The sequence below is a fragment of the Streptomyces sp. Y7 genome (genome assembly GCF_043195415.1).
GTDB lineage: Bacteria > Actinomycetota > Actinomycetes > Streptomycetales > Streptomycetaceae > Streptomyces.
Genome location: NZ_JBIDDQ010000009.1, coordinates 218,222 through 234,416, shown reverse-complemented (window position 1 = coordinate 234,416; position 16,195 = coordinate 218,222). Strand labels below are relative to the sequence as shown.

Annotated in this window: 17 protein-coding genes; 11 read left to right on the top strand and 6 right to left on the bottom strand. The window is 73.3% G+C overall.

Annotated features, from left to right (window positions below):
* Positions 1 to 44 precede the first annotated feature (44 nt).
* Positions 45 to 689, top strand: coding sequence for a DedA family protein (locus tag ACGFW6_RS24030; protein WP_393513351.1), 645 nt, complete (start codon positions 45 to 47; stop codon positions 687 to 689).
* 63 nt (positions 690 to 752) lie between these two features.
* On the opposite strand, the gene ACGFW6_RS24025 is transcribed toward ACGFW6_RS24030, so the two are convergent.
* Positions 753 to 1,283: a gamma carbonic anhydrase family protein gene (locus ACGFW6_RS24025; RefSeq protein WP_393513348.1), complete on the bottom strand. Its 531-nt coding sequence runs from the start codon at positions 1,281 to 1,283 to the stop codon at positions 753 to 755.
* Positions 1,284 to 1,392: 109 nt separating this feature from the next.
* On the opposite strand from ACGFW6_RS24025, the gene ACGFW6_RS24020 reads away from it, so the two are divergent.
* Entirely contained in the window at positions 1,393 to 2,214 is an 822-nt protein-coding gene (locus tag ACGFW6_RS24020) for an acyltransferase (protein ID WP_393513345.1), read from the top strand.
* A 1-nt stretch (position 2,215) separates the two neighbouring features.
* Here the strand turns inward: ACGFW6_RS24020 and ACGFW6_RS24015 are convergent, their stop codons facing one another.
* A complete protein-coding gene (locus tag ACGFW6_RS24015) occupies positions 2,216 to 3,073 on the bottom strand; it encodes an EamA family transporter (RefSeq protein ID WP_393513343.1) in 858 nt (285 codons plus the stop codon).
* Between the two features lie 108 nt (positions 3,074 to 3,181).
* Here ACGFW6_RS24015 and ACGFW6_RS24010 point away from each other — a divergent pair, with 108 nt between their 5' ends.
* Positions 3,182 to 3,754 carry a helix-turn-helix domain-containing protein gene (locus tag ACGFW6_RS24010; RefSeq protein ID WP_393513340.1) on the top strand — a complete coding sequence of 191 codons (573 nt, stop codon included), beginning with the start codon at positions 3,182 to 3,184 and terminating at the stop codon, positions 3,752 to 3,754.
* 43 nt (positions 3,755 to 3,797) lie between these two features.
* Positions 3,798 to 4,358 carry a YbaK/EbsC family protein gene (locus ACGFW6_RS24005; protein ID WP_393513337.1) on the top strand — a complete coding sequence of 187 codons (561 nt, stop codon included), beginning with the start codon at positions 3,798 to 3,800 and terminating at the stop codon, positions 4,356 to 4,358.
* 4 nt (positions 4,359 to 4,362) lie between these two features.
* On the opposite strand, the gene ACGFW6_RS24000 is transcribed toward ACGFW6_RS24005, so the two are convergent.
* Positions 4,363 to 5,601: a cation diffusion facilitator family transporter gene (locus ACGFW6_RS24000; RefSeq protein WP_393513334.1), complete on the bottom strand. Its 1,239-nt coding sequence runs from the start codon at positions 5,599 to 5,601 to the stop codon at positions 4,363 to 4,365.
* Between the two features lie 62 nt (positions 5,602 to 5,663).
* Here ACGFW6_RS24000 and ACGFW6_RS23995 point away from each other — a divergent pair, with 62 nt between their 5' ends.
* Positions 5,664 to 6,065: an ArsR/SmtB family transcription factor gene (locus tag ACGFW6_RS23995; RefSeq protein WP_393513331.1), complete on the top strand. Its 402-nt coding sequence runs from the start codon at positions 5,664 to 5,666 to the stop codon at positions 6,063 to 6,065.
* Between the two features lie 29 nt (positions 6,066 to 6,094).
* Here ACGFW6_RS23995 and ACGFW6_RS23990 read toward each other — a convergent pair whose 3' ends face one another.
* Together ACGFW6_RS23990 and ACGFW6_RS23985 are read right to left on the bottom strand one after the other, a co-directional pair.
* Positions 6,095 to 7,318 carry a 4-hydroxybenzoate 3-monooxygenase gene (locus tag ACGFW6_RS23990; RefSeq protein ID WP_393513328.1) on the bottom strand — a complete coding sequence of 408 codons (1,224 nt, stop codon included), beginning with the start codon at positions 7,316 to 7,318 and terminating at the stop codon, positions 6,095 to 6,097.
* A gap of 68 nt (positions 7,319 to 7,386) precedes the next feature.
* Entirely contained in the window at positions 7,387 to 7,794 is a 408-nt protein-coding gene (locus ACGFW6_RS23985; RefSeq protein ID WP_393513628.1) for a CoA-binding protein, read from the bottom strand.
* A gap of 289 nt (positions 7,795 to 8,083) precedes the next feature.
* Here ACGFW6_RS23985 and ACGFW6_RS23980 point away from each other — a divergent pair, with 289 nt between their 5' ends.
* The 6 genes from ACGFW6_RS23980 (at position 8,084) to ACGFW6_RS23955 (ending at position 15,668) form a co-directional block, all read left to right on the top strand.
* Positions 8,084 to 8,842, top strand: a complete 759-nt coding sequence (locus tag ACGFW6_RS23980; protein WP_393513625.1) for a hypothetical protein — start codon at positions 8,084 to 8,086, stop codon at positions 8,840 to 8,842.
* Positions 8,839 to 9,381 carry a SixA phosphatase family protein gene (locus tag ACGFW6_RS23975; protein WP_393513325.1) on the top strand — a complete coding sequence of 181 codons (543 nt, stop codon included), beginning with the start codon at positions 8,839 to 8,841 and terminating at the stop codon, positions 9,379 to 9,381. The genes ACGFW6_RS23980 and ACGFW6_RS23975 overlap by 4 nt, the downstream gene beginning before the upstream one ends.
* Before the next feature lie 123 nt (positions 9,382 to 9,504).
* The gene (locus ACGFW6_RS23970; RefSeq protein ID WP_393513322.1) at positions 9,505 to 10,131 is read left to right on the top strand and encodes a YigZ family protein; all 627 of its coding nucleotides are present in this window, start codon (positions 9,505 to 9,507) and stop codon (positions 10,129 to 10,131) included.
* Positions 10,132 to 10,191: 60 nt separating this feature from the next.
* Positions 10,192 to 11,337, top strand: coding sequence for an aromatic acid exporter family protein (locus tag ACGFW6_RS23965; protein ID WP_393513319.1), 1,146 nt, complete (start codon positions 10,192 to 10,194; stop codon positions 11,335 to 11,337).
* Between the two features lie 147 nt (positions 11,338 to 11,484).
* Positions 11,485 to 12,648 carry an exonuclease SbcCD subunit D gene (locus ACGFW6_RS23960; RefSeq protein ID WP_393513316.1) on the top strand — a complete coding sequence of 388 codons (1,164 nt, stop codon included), beginning with the start codon at positions 11,485 to 11,487 and terminating at the stop codon, positions 12,646 to 12,648.
* Complete coding sequence (locus ACGFW6_RS23955) at positions 12,645 to 15,668, top strand: AAA family ATPase (protein ID WP_393513314.1); 3,024 nt, start codon at positions 12,645 to 12,647, stop codon at positions 15,666 to 15,668. The genes ACGFW6_RS23960 and ACGFW6_RS23955 overlap by 4 nt, the downstream gene beginning before the upstream one ends.
* Here ACGFW6_RS23955 and ACGFW6_RS23950 read toward each other — a convergent pair.
* Positions 15,662 to 16,108: an Lrp/AsnC family transcriptional regulator gene (locus ACGFW6_RS23950; protein ID WP_125527225.1), complete on the bottom strand. Its 447-nt coding sequence runs from the start codon at positions 16,106 to 16,108 to the stop codon at positions 15,662 to 15,664. The genes ACGFW6_RS23955 and ACGFW6_RS23950 overlap by 7 nt on opposite strands.
* Positions 16,109 to 16,195 lie beyond the last annotated feature (87 nt).

The following is a 16,195-nucleotide window of genomic DNA, read 5'->3' as shown; positions in this document are numbered from 1 at the left end:
CGTGCGCCGGGAACACAGGGTCCGGCACACGAGAGGAAGCGGCGTTGCACGTCCAGGAATGGCTCGAAACGGTGCCCCCGCTGGCGATCTATCTGCTGGTCGGCCTGGTCATCGGCCTGGAGAGCCTGGGCATCCCGCTCCCCGGCGAGATCATCCTGGTCTCCTCGGCGCTGCTGGCCTCCCAGCACGGTGACATCGACCCGTTCGTGCTCGGCGCCTGCGCCAGCGCGGGCGCGATCATCGGCGACTCCATCGGGTACGCCATCGGCCGCAAGGGCGGACGTCCCCTGCTGGCCTGGCTGGGCTCCAAGTTCCCCAGGCACTTCAGCGAGGCCCACATCGCGACGGCCGAGCGCTCCTTCCAGAAGTGGGGCATGTGGGCCGTCTTCTTCGGCCGCTTCGTCGCCCTGCTGCGCATCTTCGCCGGCCCGCTCGCGGGTGTGCTGCGGATGCCGTACTGGAAGTTCCTGACCGCCAACGTCCTGGGCGGCATCGTCTGGGCGGGCGGCACGACGGCGGTCATCTACTACGTGGGTGTGGTCGCCGAGTCCTGGCTGAAGCGCTTCTCGTGGCTGGGCCTGGTGGCGGCGGTCCTCGTCGGACTGACGTCGATGCTGATCCTCAAGCGCAGGGCGAACAAGGTCCAGTCGGCCCACCACGAGCCGGATCCCGTGGCTGCCGGGGACTGAAGCGCGCGCGACAGGGGGGCCGGTAGCCACGCGATCGGCCCCCGCTCAGCCGCAGTACGACGGCTAGGCCCCGTGCTCTTCGCGGTGAGCCTTCGCCAACTCGGCGTACAAGGTGCCGTTCAGCGTCACACCCTGACGCTCCTCCTCGGTCAGCTCCCGCTTCACCTTCGCCGGCACCCCCGCCACCAGCGACCCCGGTGGCACCTCCATCCCCTGGGGCACCAGAGCCTGAGCGGCGACCAAGGAGCCGGCCCCGATCACGGCACCGTTCAGCACGGTCGCGCCCATCCCGATCAGACAGTCGTCCCCGACGGTCGCCCCGTGCACCACGGCGTTGTGACCGACCGACACCCGCTCCCCGATGCTCACGGGAAAGCCGGGGTCGGCGTGGAGCGTGCAGTTGTCCTGGATGTTCGACTGCGCGCCCACGGAGATCCGCTCCACGTCACCGCGCACGACGGCGCCGTACCAGACGCTCGCGCCCGCCTCCAGGGTCACGTCCCCGATCACCGACGAGGTGGGCGCCACGAACGCGGCCCCGTCGATCTTCGGTTCCCGGCCCCCGATACCCATGACCAGCGCGCTCCGCGTCATCGCCCTCTCCTGTCACCGACGTCGTAGACGAACCGTACGCCACCCGTTGGGGCGAAGATCACAGCCCCTCGAGGTCATCAGGGCGCCGCGCGCTCAGTACGGTGAGCCCGTGCCCAAGCGCAAGAACACGTTCTCATCCTGGCGACGCCGACTGGCGCAGCGCGCCGTCCACGCGGGCTGGGCCTGGGCGCAGCGCACGGGTTCGGTGACGTCCGAGCACCCCGGCCGCTTCCGCTTCGGCGCGATCGGCGAGGCCACCCGCCTGGCCTTCCCGCTGGGCACGGTCTTCGGCGAACCCTGGATCCATCTGGGCTCCCACTGCATCGTCGGCGAGCAGGTGACGCTGACGGCGGGTCTGATGCCGGACCTCGACCTCGGCCCCGAGCCGATCCTGCGCATAGGCAACGGCGTCGTGCTGGGCCGCGGCAGCCACGTCATCGCCGACACGACGGTCACCATCGGCAGCGACTGCTACTTCGGTCCGTACGTCTACGTCACCTCCACGAACCACTCCTACGACGATCCCCACGAGCCCATCGGCAAGCAGTGGCCGCGCATGGAGCCTGTCGAGATCGGCCCCGGGTGCTGGATCGGCACCGGAGCCGTGATCCTCCCGGGCGCGCGGATCGGACGGAACGTCGTCGTGGCGGCCGGCGCGGTGGTGCGCGGCATCGTGCCCGACCACGCCGTCGTCGCCGGGGCGCCCGCCCGGGTTGTACGGCGCTGGACGCCCGACGAGGGCTGGCAGCCGCCGCTGCGCACCCCTGCGCCGCAGCCGATCCCCGACGGGGTCACTCCGGAGCAGCTTCAGGCGCTGGCCGAGCTGGACGAGGAGACCGTGGCGAAGCTGGCGGAGCTGGACGAGAAGGCGGCGGCCGGGCTCGACGGGACCGCGTCCGGCCGGCTCGCCGAGGTGGACGCGGAGTCCTGAGTCAACCGGTCGCCAGCAGCAGCGTGCCCACCAGCGCGAGCCCCGCGCCCGCCGCCTGCACCGCGCGCAGCCGCTCCCGCAGGATCCCGCGCGCGGCCAGGGCGGTCACGACCGGGTAGAGCGAGGCGAGTACGGCGGCCACGGTCACCGGGCCGTGATGGGCGGCGACCACATAGGTGCCGTTCGCCGCGACGTCGGCGAGACCGACGAAGCCGAGCGCCGGCAGCGACCGCCAGGGGAAGCCGTCCTCGGGGAGGGCGGCGACGCCGCGCCGCGAGGAGGCGTAGAGGGCGAGGCCGCCCGCGCCCACGTTCACCACGCGCTGGACGAACAGGGCGAGGAACAGGCCGGTGACGGTGGTGGACGCCTCCGCGATCAGCGCGAACACCGTGCCGAAGCCGAAGGCCGCGACCAGCGTGAGCAGGATCGCCTGCCGCTGCACGGGCGCGCCCCGCAGCTGCGGACCGCCCGCCAGCACGACCCCGAGGACGGCGACCGCGATGCCCGCGACCTGCATGAGCCCCGGCCGCTCGCCGAGGAAGAGGCCCACGCCCACCGGGACGGCGACGCCGACGGTGCCGAGGGGGGAGACGACACCCATCGGGCCGAGCGCGAGCGCCTTGTAGAAGCAGATCAGGGCGACGGGGCCCACCAGTCCGGCGGCCGCCGCGAACCAGAGCTGGTCACCGGCCTCGCTCCAGGCGCCCGTGGCCACCACGATCACGCCGAGCACCACCGCCGCGATGGCCTGCGACACGACCACCACCGTCAGTGCCGGGGTGCGCCGGGTCAGCAGTCCGCCGCCGAAGTCGGCCAAGCCCCACAGGAGGCTGGTGGCCAGGGCGAAGAGTGCTGTCACGGGTGGCCTCGCAGTACAGTTCGGTGCACGATCGGGTGCACCCCACCGTAGTGCAGTGGGATAAACCCTGTCATCCAGAATATTGGACTCCGCAACGTTGGACGGAATGTGTCGGACCTCGACCTGCTGACCCAGTCCCTGGCGCGCAACGTCAAACACTGGCGCTCGGTGCGCGGCTTCACGCTGGACGTGCTCGCCGCCCGGGCGGGTGTCAGCCGCGGCATGCTCATCCAGATCGAGCAGGCCCGCACCAACCCCAGTCTCGGCACGGTGATCAAGATCGGTGACGCGCTCGGGATCAGCATCACCACCCTGCTGGACTACGAGCAGGGGCCGAAGGTGCGGATCGTCCCGGCCGACCAGGTCGTGCGGCTGTGGCACACCGACGCGGGCAGCCACAGCAGGCTCCTCGCCGGGACGGAGGCGCCAGGTCCGCTGGAGATGTGGCACTGGCGGGTGATGCCGGGCGAGAGCAGCACCTCGGATCCGCACCCGGTGGGCACGGTCGAGATCGTCCACGTCACGGCGGGCGAACTGACCCTCACCGTCGACGGCACGGACTACCTCGTCCCCGCAGGCGCGAGCGCCACCTTCGAGGCCGACGCCCCGCACACCTACGGCAATCAGGGCGACGTCCCCACGGAGTGGATGCTCGCCGTCTCGGTGCCGCCCGCCCGCTGAGACGTCGCCCCGACGGCATCGGCGGTTTTGTTAGCGTGCGGCCATGGACGCACCCATCGGACGCTTCGACGACGCCACCGCCGCCCCCGACTGCCTCGACGAGCTCGTCGGCCCGGTCGCCGACGCCGTACGCGACTGGCGCGGCAGCGTCCCCGCCGACCAGATCATCTACGTCGAGACCGACCCGCAGTGGGCCGACACCGCCGTCTTCGTCGAGCACTACGGCCGGGAACTGCTCGAACAGTCCGCGAACTGCGTGGTCGTCGCCGGCAAGCGCGGCGGCGAGACGACACTCGCCGCCTGCGTGGTGCTGTCCACCACCAGGGTCGACGTGAACGGCGTCGTACGGCGTCAACTCGGCGCCCGCAAGGCGTCGTTCGCCTCCATGGACACGGCGACCGGCGAGACCGGCATGGAGTACGGCGGCATCACCCCGCTCGGACTGCCCGACAGCTGGCCGGTGCTGGTCGACTCGGCCGTTCTCGACCTGCCCTACGTCCTGGTCGGCAGCGGACGCCGGCGCGGCAAGCTGCTGGTGCCGGGGAAGGCGTTCGCGGAGATTCCCGGCGCCGTCGTCCTGGAAGGGCTCGGCGTCGCGGTCTGACCTGTCAGGCGGCCGTGTGGTGGGCGAGCGCCAGATGCGGATCCGCCTCGCCCGGCGCCGGTGCCGGGTCGGCGTGCACCAGGGCCGCGGTGAGCCGGGGCACGGCGTGCAGCAGGGCGTGTTCGGCCTCGACGGCGATGGCGTGTGCCTGGCGCACCGTCGCCTCGCCGTCCACGACGACCGCCACCTCGGCGCGCAGCCGGTGCCCGATCCAGCGCAGCCGCAGCTCGCCCACCTCGCGCACACCCTCGACCTCCCGCAACGCCCGCTCGGCGGTGTCCACCAGCGCCGGGTCCACGGCGTCCATCACGCGCCGGAACACCTCGCGCGCCGCGTCCCGCAGCACCAGCGCGATGGCGGCCGTGATGGCCAACCCGACGATCGGGTCGGCGAGTTGCCGGCCCAGTGCCGCACCCGCGGCGCTCAGCAGGACGGCCAGTGAGGTGAATCCGTCGGTACGGGCGTGCAGACCGTCCGCGACCAGGGCCGCCGAGCCGATGTCCCGGCCCACCCGGATCCGGTACCGGGCCACCCACTCGTTCCCCGCGAACCCGACGAGCGCCGCCACGGCCACCGCCGGGATCTGCTGCATGGGCCGCGGGTCGAGCAGCCGGTCAACGGCGGTCCAGGCGGCGAAGGCGGCGGACGCGGCGATCGTCAGGACGATGGCGATGCCCGCGAGGTCCTCGGCCCGTCCGTAGCCGTAGGTGAAGCGCCGCGTCGCCGCGCGCCTGCCCAGCACGAAGGCGATTCCCAGCGGTACGGCGGTCAGCGCGTCCGCCGTGTTGTGCACCGTGTCGCCGAGCAGCGCCACCGACCCCGACGCGACCACCACGACCGCCTGAACGAGCGCCGTCACCCCGAGCACCGCGAGCGACACCCACAGCGCCCGCATGCCACGGGCCGAGGACTCCAGGGCGGAGTCGAGCTTGTCGGCCGTCTCGTGGGAGTGCGGCTTGAGCAGATGGGTGAGGCGGTGGCGGAGACCGCCCGTGGGGGAGTGTGGGTGAGCGTGGTGGTGATCGGTGCGGTGAGTGTGCTGGTGGGGGTGGTGCGCGTCCTGGGGGTGGCCGTGCGGGTCTTGCGTGCCATGGGGATGGCCGTGCTGGTGGTGCTCGCCGTTGGGATGGCCGAGCTCGTGGTGCTCGCCGTTGGGATGGCCGAGCTCGTGGTGCGAGCCGTGCGGGTGTGCGGCGTCGTGTGCGTGCCCGTGGTGGTGCTCGTGCTCGTGCCGGTCGCTCACGGCGGTCCCCTTCCGGTGCGCGGGAGTGGACGTGGACCGCCCACCCCGACCATTATGTGCGTATGAGCGCACGCATGCACCTATCACCTGCGCACCATGCGCATCCGCGCACTCCGGGCGAGGAACAGCCCGCGCACGATGCGCATCCGCGCACCCCCGGCGAGGAACAGTTCGCGCTCGCCGCCGAACTCCTCGCCCTGCTCGGCGACCGCACCCGGCTCACCCTGCTGCACGCCCTGACGGCGGGGGAGGCGGACGTCACGACCCTCACGGAGGCGTGCGGTGCGGCCCGCCCCGCCGTCAGCCAGCACCTGGCGCGGCTGCGGCTCGCCGGTCTGGTGAACACGCGCAAGGAGGGCCGCCGGGTGATCTACTCCCTCGGCGACGGCCATCTGCGCCGCCTCGTCGACGAGGCGCTGAACGTCGCCGACCACCGGCTCACCGATCGGCCGCCGCACGACTGAGCCCGGCGGCCGGTTGCCGGCCTCTCGGCTCAGCCCTCTGTCTGCCTGCCCAGGTACTGCTCCGCGAAGGCCCTCGCGGCCGTCGGGGAGTCGAAGATGCGGCGGAGCCGGGCGAGCGTGGTGCCCGCGCGGTACGGGTCGCCCGACGACGTGCCGTGGTAGACCTCGGAGAGCCAGTGGGAGAACTCCTGGCAGTCCCACACCCGGTTCAGACAGGCCGTCGAATAGCTGTCCAGACCGGTGGCGTCGCCCTTCGTGAGCCGGCCGACGAGAGCGTCGCCGAGCAGGAAGGCGTCGTGCAGGGCGAGGTTCATGCCCTTGGCGGCGATGGGCGCGGTCAGATGGGCGGCGTCGCCGGCCAGGAAGAGGCGGCCGAACACCATGGGCTCGACGACGTAGTTGTGCATGTCGAGGACGCGCTTCTCGATCAGCCGCCCCTCCGTCAGCGGCGGCGCGCCCTTCGCTCCGAGCCGCTCCTGCAACTCCGTCCACACCCGGTCCTCCGACCAGTTCTCCGGGTCGTCGCCGGGCGGGCACTCGAGGTAGTAGCGGGTCACCTCGGCACTGCGCGGCATGTGTCCGGCGAACCCGCGCGGATGCATGCCGAACAGGACGCAGTCGGAGGACGGAGGCGCCTCCGCGAGCAGCGCCAGCCAGCCGATGCCGTAGTCGCTGCGGGCGACGCGGGCACGGTCGGCGGGCAGTGCCGCGCGCGTGGCGCCCCGCGCACCGTCGCAGCCCGCCACGAAGTCACAGGTCACGACCTGCCGTTGCCCGGTGTCGGGGCAGGTGTACGACACCGAGGGGTGGTCGGTGTCGAGGCCGTGCAGCTCCACGTCCCGGACGCCGAAGCGTATGGCTCCGCCGCGCACGTCCGCGTACTCGCGCACCAGGTCCGTCACCAGCAACTGCTGCGGATAGACCCAGTGGTGAACCCCCGTCAGCTCCGCGTACTCGAACCGGTAGCGCTCCCCGTCGAACCGGAACTCGCACTCGGTGTGCCGCTGTGCCCGCGCCAGCAGATTGTCGGCGAGGCCGCGCCGCTGGAGACCGCGTACCGCTCCCTCCTCCAGCACTCCGGCGCGTGGGCGCTGCTCGATGAACGCGCGTGTCTCGGTCTCCAGGACCAGACAGTCGACGGACGCCGCCCGCAGGATGTTGCCGATGGTGAGGCCGGCCGGTCCGGCGCCCACGACGACGACCGGAAAGCGCTGCGCGGGGCGGGAGTTGGGGTGGGGGGAGCTGGAAGTCACCCGAGCATTATGCGGGCGCCCGACCCGGCGGGGGAGGGATCCGGGACCGGACGCGTGGGGCGGCCCGGCTAGCCGAGGCGGGGTATCTCGATCGCCGGGCAGCGGTCCATGACCATCTCCAGACCTGCCGCGCGCGTGCGGTCGTAGGCCGCCTCGTCGATGACGTCCAGCTGGAACCAGACCGCCTTGGCGCCCTTGGTGACCGCCTCGTCGGCGACCGCGCCCGCGAGATCGCTGTTCACGAAGACGTCGACCACGTCCACCTCGAACGGGATGTCCGCGAGGGAGGCGTAGCCCGGCTCGCCGTGGACGGTCTCGGCCTTCGGGTGGACCGGGACGATGCGCTTGCCGTAGCGCTGGAGCACGTCGGCGACCCCGTAGGCCGCACGGCGCTGGTTCGACGACAGGCCCACGATCGCCCAGGTGTCGCCCAGCTCGGTGAGGATCTTGCGGACCGCCGCCTCGTCGCCGTACACCACGGGCCTCCTCGCGCTTCGTAGAAGCGTTGTCGTTCGTTCTCGTGTCGTCCGTATCTCGTGAGCCACAACGGACGACGGGCCACGAGGATTCCCGGCCGCGCGATGATCCGGTCCTCCCCGGCGTTTCCGCGTCACCGTGGACCGAACTGCTGTCCGGTCGGGCCGGTGCGCAGTACCGTGCGGGCAGTGCGCACCGCAGGGGGTGGCGATGCCCGGGTACGACACGCACGACCAGCGGACTCCCGACCGGGACGACTCCCGCCACGCTGCACCGAAAGCGGGCCGGATGGCTGCGTACGACCGCGCGTGCGCCTACGCTCGCTCCGTGCTGCGCATCATCGACGCCCGAACAGGCGAACCCGTCGACGCCGCGCCCGCCCGCCGGGGTCTGACCCGCATCGAGGCGCACACCGAGGGCTTCGACATCACGGCCCTACGGGTGCTGCTGTCCGCCGACCTCCTCGTGCGCGCCCTGGAGCTCGGCGGTACGCCGGTCTGGGCGCTGCTCGACGCCGAACGGCAGCAGGCGGAGCTCAGGGCCGGCGCCGCGGCGCTCGGCATCCGCCCCTTCGAGGACGGCCGGGATCCGGCCGCGGGCCTGGGCGAGGCCCAGGTCATCCACGTCGTACGGGAGGGCGGTGCGGCACCCGACGGCGTACGGCTCGCGGTGGCTTCGGCGCACTCGGAGGCACCCCCCGGGGACGCCGACCCCGCCGCCCTGCGCCTGGCCCTGCTCGCGCGCCGCCGAAGCGTGCCCGTCCAGCTCGACGCGGCCGCTCTCGCCGACGCCCAGGACACCCTCGTGCGCTGGCGCCGTGCCGTCGCCGGCTGGGCGCGGCAGCCGTCGCGGCCCATCCCCGACGAGGTACGGGCCGAGCTGCGCACCGCCTGGGAGGACGACCTCGACCTGCCCGGGGTGCTCGGGGTGCTGCGCTGGGTGGAGAGCGCGCCCGACCTGCCGGACGGCGCCCGCTTCGAGACCTACGCCTACGCCGACCGGCTCCTCGGCCTCGACCTCGCCCACGACCTGGGAGCCCTGTCGTGACCGCGCACTTCGGAGCGGGCCCGCTGCGCCGCCTGATCGTCCTGCGGCACGCCAAGTCCGCCTGGCCGGACGGTGTCGCCGACCACGAACGGCCGCTCGGCCCGCGCGGCCGGCGGGACGCCCCCGTCGCGGGCCGGATGATCGCCGGCGCCGACTGTCTCCCGGACCTCGCGGTGTGCTCCACCGCCGTACGCACCCGCCAGACCTGGGAGCTGGCCTCCGCGGAATGGGGCACGCCGCCCCCGGTACGCCACGACCCGCGCGTGTACGCCGCGGACGTCGCCGAGCTGCTGGAGGTGATCCAGGAGGCGCCGCCCGAGGTCGGCACCCTGCTGCTGATCGGCCACAACCCCGGCCTGGAGGACCTCGTCCTCGAACTCGCCGGTGACGGCCTCGACGACACCCTGGACGAGGTCCGCACCAAGTTCCCCACGTCGGCGATCGCCGTCCTGGCCTGGCACGGCACCACCTGGCGGGCCCTCGCGCCCGGCACCGCGCTGCTGACGGGCGTGATGGTGGCCCGGGGCAAGAAGGGGTGACCGGTCGGCGGGCACGCACGTGTGCCCGCGCGTCGAGTGCGGGACGTGTCCGCGCGCCGCGTCCCGAGCGGGGCCCGCGCATCCCGCGCGGGCGGGCGCGGCGGCTGCGCATAGGCTGGCCGGATGCAGGACGAGTACCGCACGGTCGCCCACGCGGGCGAGCACGAGACCGAGGTCAACCGCTCACGCTTCATCTGTGCGCTCGCCCCGGCGGCCACCGAACAGGAGGCCCAGGACTTCCTCGCCGCCGTCCGCAAGGAGCACGCGGACGCCACCCACAACTGCTGGGCCTACGTCATCGGCGCCGACGCCGCGATCCAGAAGGCCAGTGACGACGGCGAACCGGGCGGTACGGCGGGCGTCCCCATGCTGCAGATGCTGCTGCGCCGCGACATGCGGTACGTCGTCGCCGTCGTCACGCGCTACTACGGCGGCGTCAAGCTCGGTGCGGGCGGACTGATCCGCGCCTACGGCGGAGCGGTCGGCGAGGCGCTGGACACGCTCGGCACGATCACCCGGCGCCGCTTCCGGCTGGCCACCGTGACCGTGGACCACCAGCGCGCCGGCAAGGTGCAGAACGACCTGCGCTCGACCGGGCGCGAGGTGCGGGACGTGCACTACGGGGAGGCGGTCACCATCGAGATCGCGCTGCCGGACGCCGACGTGGAGGCGTTCCGGGCGTGGCTGGCGGACGTGACGGCGGGATCGGCTGGGTTCGAACTCGGCGGAGAGGCGTACGGGGACGTGTGATTCCGCCGGCCCGGGCGCATTCATCCGGGCAGATGTGGCACCTGGCAGGGCATGCGAGGAATGCGTGAATCGGTGCTGTACGCCCGGAACCGTCTCGGTGGCGCGGGCACTCCCGCCCTGCGGGCCTGGACACGGCCGGGCCCCGAGCGGGATCTGGCGGTGCAGGCCGGCAAGGCCGCCCTCGCCGCGTGTGTGGCGTGGGCGGTCGCGGGCTGGTGGCTGAAGACCCCCACGGCCTTCGTCGCGCCATGGGTGGCGATCGTGCTCGTGGAGTCGACCGTGTTCCGGTCGATCGCGCACGGGCTTCAGCAGCTGGCGGCGATCGCGACGGGGACGGTGGTCGCCACCGGGGTCGCGCTGCTGCTGGATTCCCCCATGGCGGCGATGGCCCTGGTCCTGCCCGTCGCGGTGCTGCTCGGCAACTGGCGGCGGCTGGGCAGCCAGGGCATCTACGCCGCGACGGGGGCCCTGTTCGTGCTGACCAGCACCCCGGTGACGGTCACGGGGTCGGCGGCCCGCATCGCGGAGGCGGTGTTCGGCGCGCTGGTGGGCATCGCGGTCAACGCCCTGATCCGGCCCCCGGTCTATCTGCGCGGCACCCGCGTCGCGCTCGAGGAGGCGGCCCGCGAGGCGCAGGAGATCCTGGACGCCGTGGCCGACCGGCTGACCGCCGACGAATGGGACGCCGTGGCGGCCGAGGAACTGCACGAGCGGGCGCTGCGGCTGTTCCGGCTCGTGGAGCAGGCCCGCTCGGCGGTCGGCTGGAGCCGGGAGAGCCTGCGCGTCAATCCCCGGCGCCGCAACCGTGCCCTGGCGCCCCCGGGCCCGGACTACGACGACGCGGTCACCGTTCTGGACTACGTGGCCGTCCACACCTCCGGTGTCACCCGCGCGGTCCTGGAGGCCAGCGACGGCGAACGGCCGGAACCGCGGCCGGGGCCTGCGGTCACCGAGTCGTACGCGCTGTTCCTGCGCAACAGCGCCCGCGCCATCCGGCTCTACCCGCGGAGCCGTTTCGCGCCGGGCGGTCACGACCGCGACGCCGACCACGAGCTGCGCGAGGTGGTCGACGACATGGTGCACACACTGGACGCCCTGCGGCGGAGGCTGTCCGGCGGGGTGCTGGAGGACCCCGACGCACTGGCTGCCCACGGCACCCTGCTCACCCAGGCGCGACGCCTGGCCGACCAACTGGTCCCGCAGTGACCGGGAATCCCGGCTGTAACGTATCGGTCATACGGCATATTCGGGTCAAGTCCGCTCCGTGGACAGGTGGGTGCAGGAACGTTCATGACGGGGCGATACGGGAGTAACCGTCCGGGCTGTCAGACCCTGCCGTTAGTCTCGGGGATCATGAGACTGCTGCACACTTCCGACTGGCATCTCGGCAGGGCGTTCCACCGGGTCAACATGCTCGGCGCCCAGGCCGGGTTCATCGGCCACCTCGTCTCGACCGTGCGCGAGCACGACGTCGACGCGGTGGTCGTGTCGGGAGACGTGTACGACCGGGCGGTGCCGCCGCTCGCCGCGGTCGAGCTCTTCGACGACGCCCTGCACCGGCTCGCCGACCTCGGCGTGCCGACCGTGATGATCTCCGGCAACCACGACTCGGCGCGCAGGCTCGGCGTGGGCGCCGGCCTGATCGGCCGCGCGGGCATCCACCTGCGGACCGAACCGTCGGCGTGCGGCAACCCGGTCGTGCTCCGGGACGACTTCGGCGACGTGGCCTTCTACGGCCTGCCCTATCTCGAACCCGCCCTGGTGAAGGACGAGTTCGGCGTCGACAGGCCCGGCCACGAGGCGGTCCTCGCCGCCGCCATGGACCGTGTCCGGGCCGACCTCGCCACACGCGCGCGGGGCACGCGCTCGGTCGTCCTCGCGCACGCCTTCGTCACCGGCGGCGAGGCCAGCGACAGCGAACGGGACATCACCGTCGGCGGAGTGGCAGCGGTGCCCGCCGGCGTCTTCGACGGCGTCGACTACGCGGCGCTGGGTCATCTGCACGGCTGCCAGACCATCACCGAGCGCGTCCGCTACTCCGGCTCGCCGCTGCCGTACTCCTTCTCGGAGGCCGACCACCGCAAGAGCATGTGGCTCGTCGACCTGGACGCCGACGGAGCGGTCACGGCGGAGCGGCTCGACTGCCCGGTGCCGCGCGCCCTGGCCCGGATCCGCGGCACGCTGGCGGACCTGCTCGCCGATCCCGGGCTGACCCGGCACGAGGAGGCGTGGATCGAGGCGACGCTCACGGACGCGGTGCGCCCGGCGGACCCCATGGCCCGCCTCGCCGAACGCTTCCCGCACACGCTCAGCCTCGCCTTCGCCCCCGAACGGGCACCGGAGGACCCCGACGTCTCCTATGCGCAGCGGCTCGCGGACCGGACCGACCAGGAGATCGCGCAGGACTTCGTGGCGCATGTGCGCGGCGCCGGACCCGACGAGCACGAACAGGACGTCCTGCGGGACGCGTTCGACGCGGTGCGGGCGGACGAGGCTGTTCGGGAGGTGGCGCGATGAGGCTGCACCGCCTCGACATGACGGCGTTCGGACCGTTCGGCGGCTCACAGACCGTCGACTTCGACGCGCTGTCGCTCGCCGGGCTCTTCCTGCTCCACGGCCCCACCGGCGCCGGCAAGACCTCCGTCCTGGACGCCGTCTGCTACGCCCTCTACGGCTCCGTGCCCGGCGCCCGGCAGAGCGGCCAGGGCATGACCCTGCGCAGCGACCACGCCGCGGCCGGCACCCGCACCGAGGTCCGTCTCGAACTGACCGTCGCCGGACGCCGGCTGGAGGTCACCCGGCAGCCGCCCTGGGAACGCCCGAAGAAGCGCGGCTCGGGCACCACGCTCGACAAGGCGCAGACCTGGCTGCGCGCGTACGACGCGCAGGCCGGGTCCTGGAAGGACCTCAGCCGCTCGCACCAGGAGATCGGCGAGGAGATCACCCAGCTGCTCGGCATGAGCCGTGAGCAGTTCTGCCAAGTCGTGCTGCTGCCGCAGGGCGACTTCGCCCGCTTCCTGCGCGCGGACGCCGAAGCCCGTGGCAAGCTGCTGGGCCGCCTCTTCGACACGCGGCGGTTCGCCGAGGTCGAGAAGCGGCTCGCCGAGCGGCGACGGGCCGCCGAGGCGCAGGTGCGAGAGGGCGACGCCGCGCTGCTGGCCGACGCGCACCGCATGCAGCAGGCGGCCGGCGACGCGATGCGGTTGCCCGACCTCACGCCGGGCGAGCCCGGTCTCGCCGAGACCGTCCTCGGCGCCGCGGCCGTCGCCCGCAGCACCGCGCGCGAACAGCTCACCGTGGCCCACTGCGGCCTTTTGGCCGCCGAGTCGGCGCAGGCCGCCGCCGACCGCGCCCTGGGTGACGTACGCGAAGTGGCCCGGTTGCAGCGGAGGTTCGCCGAGGCGCGGGAGCGGGCCCGGCTGCTGGACGAGCGGGCCGACGCGCACCGTGAGGCGCAGGCGCGCATGGAGCGCTCCCGCAAGGCCGAACTGGTCGCGCCCGCACTGGAGCTGCGGGAGTCGGCCGACGCGGAGCACCGGCAGGCCGCCACGGCACAGGCACGCGCGCGTGCGCTGCTCGGGGGCGCCTTTCCGGCAGGCGGGAGCGCGGACGACGGTTCGCTGCTCGAAGCCGGTGCCGCCGGGCTCGCGTCCGCCGCGCGCCGCGTCGCCGAGGAACTGGGCGGGCTCGAATCGGCCCGCCGCGGCGAACGCCGGTTGGCCGAACTCATCGACGAACGCGCGCAGTTGGACCGCCAGGAGCGGGCCGACGACGACGTACGGCTGGACGCCGAGTCCTGGCTCGCCCAGTGGGAGGAGACCCGGGCCGCCCTCCAGACCCGTATCGAGTCCGCGCAGGACGCAGCGCACCGCGCCGACCAGCTGGCCGTCCAGCGCGAGCCCGCGCGGCAGCGGCTCGCCGCCGCGCGGATGCGCGACCAGCTGGCCGGCGACACGGACACGGCCGCCCGGCACGCGGCCGACACCCAGGAGCAGGCGCTCAAGGCCAAGGCACACTGGCTGGACATCAAGGAACAGCGCCTGAACGGCATCGCCGCCGAACTCGCCGCGCAGCTCCAGGACGGCGAACCCTGCGCCGTCTGCGGAGCCGTCGACCACCCCGCCCCGGCCCGCAAGGACGCCGGACACGTCGACCGGGAGGCGGAGGAGCGCGCCCAGGCCGTCCACCAGCAGGCGGAGGAACGACACGACGAGGCCGAACGGCGCCTGGGCGTCGTCCGGGAAGCCCTGGCCGCGGCCACCGCCGAGGCCGGCGACATGCCGACAAGTCGACTCGCCCAGGCGGCGGACGAGTTGGAGCAGCAGTACACGCAGGCCCGCAGGGACGCCTCCGTGCTGCACTCCGCCCACGAGGAGCTGCGGCGGGCCGAGGCGGAGCACGAGCAGCGCACCGCCGCCCACCAGCAGGCGGAGGTCCGGGCCGCCGCGCGGGTCGGCCACCGGGAGCGGCTGGACCGCGAGAAGGCGGCGCTGGAAACGGAGTTGGCCGAGGCGCGCGGCACCGCCGACAGCGTCGCCGCGCGCGCCACGCAACTGGAGCGCCAGGTCGCCCTGCTCACCGACGCCGCCGACACCGCTCGCGCCGCCGAGGACACCGCCCAGCGCCTCAAGGACGCCGACGCCCGCCTGGCCGACGCCGCCTTCCGCGCCGGCTTCGACACCCCGCAGGCCGCGGCGGCCGCGCTCCTCGACGACACCGCGCACCGTGATCTGCAACGACGCCTGGACGCCCGGCAGTCCGAGGAGGCCGCCGTCCGCGCGGTGCTCGCCGAGGCCGACACGGCGAACGCCGCCCAGCAGCCGCCCGCCGACCTCACGGCCGCCGAGCACGCGGCTTCGGCCGCCGTCCGGCGCACCCGCGACGCCGCCTCCACGCGCGACGCGGCAGCCCGCCGCTGCACCGAACTCGACCGGCTCTCCACCCGCGCGGCCACCGCCGTACGCCAACTCGCCCCGCTGCGCACGGAGTACGACCGCGTCGCCCGCCTCGCCGCGCTCACCGCGGGCACCTCGGCGGACAACGAACGCAAGATGCGTCTGGAGTCGTACGTGCTGGCGGCCCGCCTCGAACAGGTCGCCGCCGCCGCGACCGTACGGCTGCAGCGGATGTCGTCCGGCCGCTACACCCTCGTCCACTCCGACGACCGCACGGGCCGCGGCCGCAGCGGCCTCGGACTGCATGTCGTCGACGCCTGGACCGGCCGTGAGCGTGACACGGCGACTCTCTCCGGCGGCGAGACCTTCTTCGCCTCCCTCGCCCTCGCCCTCGGCCTCGCGGACGTCGTCACCGACGAGGCGGGCGGCGTCCGCCTCGACACCCTCTTCATCGACGAGGGCTTCGGCAGCCTCGACGACCAGACCCTCGACGAGGTCCTCGACGTCCTCGACTCACTCCGCGAGCGCGACCGCAGCGTCGGCATCGTCAGCCACGTCGCCGACCTGAGGCGGCGGATCCACGCACAGCTGGAGGTCGTGAAGGGGAGGTCGGGGTCGGTGGTGCGGCAGCGGGGTCACTGACCGAGCGGGCGCCGCGGCAGAGGTGATGAATACACCACGCTCGTCGTGACCGAGCCCAGTGTGCCGATCTTGCCGGACACCTCCTCCAGGTGCCGCATCGAGCGGGCCGCGACCTTGATGACGAAGCAGTCGTCGCCCGTGACGTGGTGGGCCTCCAGGATCTCCGGAGTGGTGGCGACCAGGTCGTGGAAGGGCTTGTAGTTGCCGTTCGGGTAGCGCAGGCGCACGAAGGCCAGGATCGGCAGGCCGAGCCGGTCCGGGTCGACCACGGCGGCGTAGCCCTGGATGACGCCTGCCTCCTCCAGCCGCCGTACCCGCTCCGTCACCGCGCTCGGGGACATGGACACGGCACGCGCCAGCTCCGCGAAACTGGCGCGGCCCTCGCGCTGGAGGACGTCGAGAATGCGCCAGTCGGTGGCGTCCGGGGAAAACGTGGTCATGAGTGAGGCATAGCAGGGGAATCAACGGCGGATCAAGAGGAGGGCCGGGGATCGTCCCTTCAGGGTGACGGTCGTGGACCCTACTTT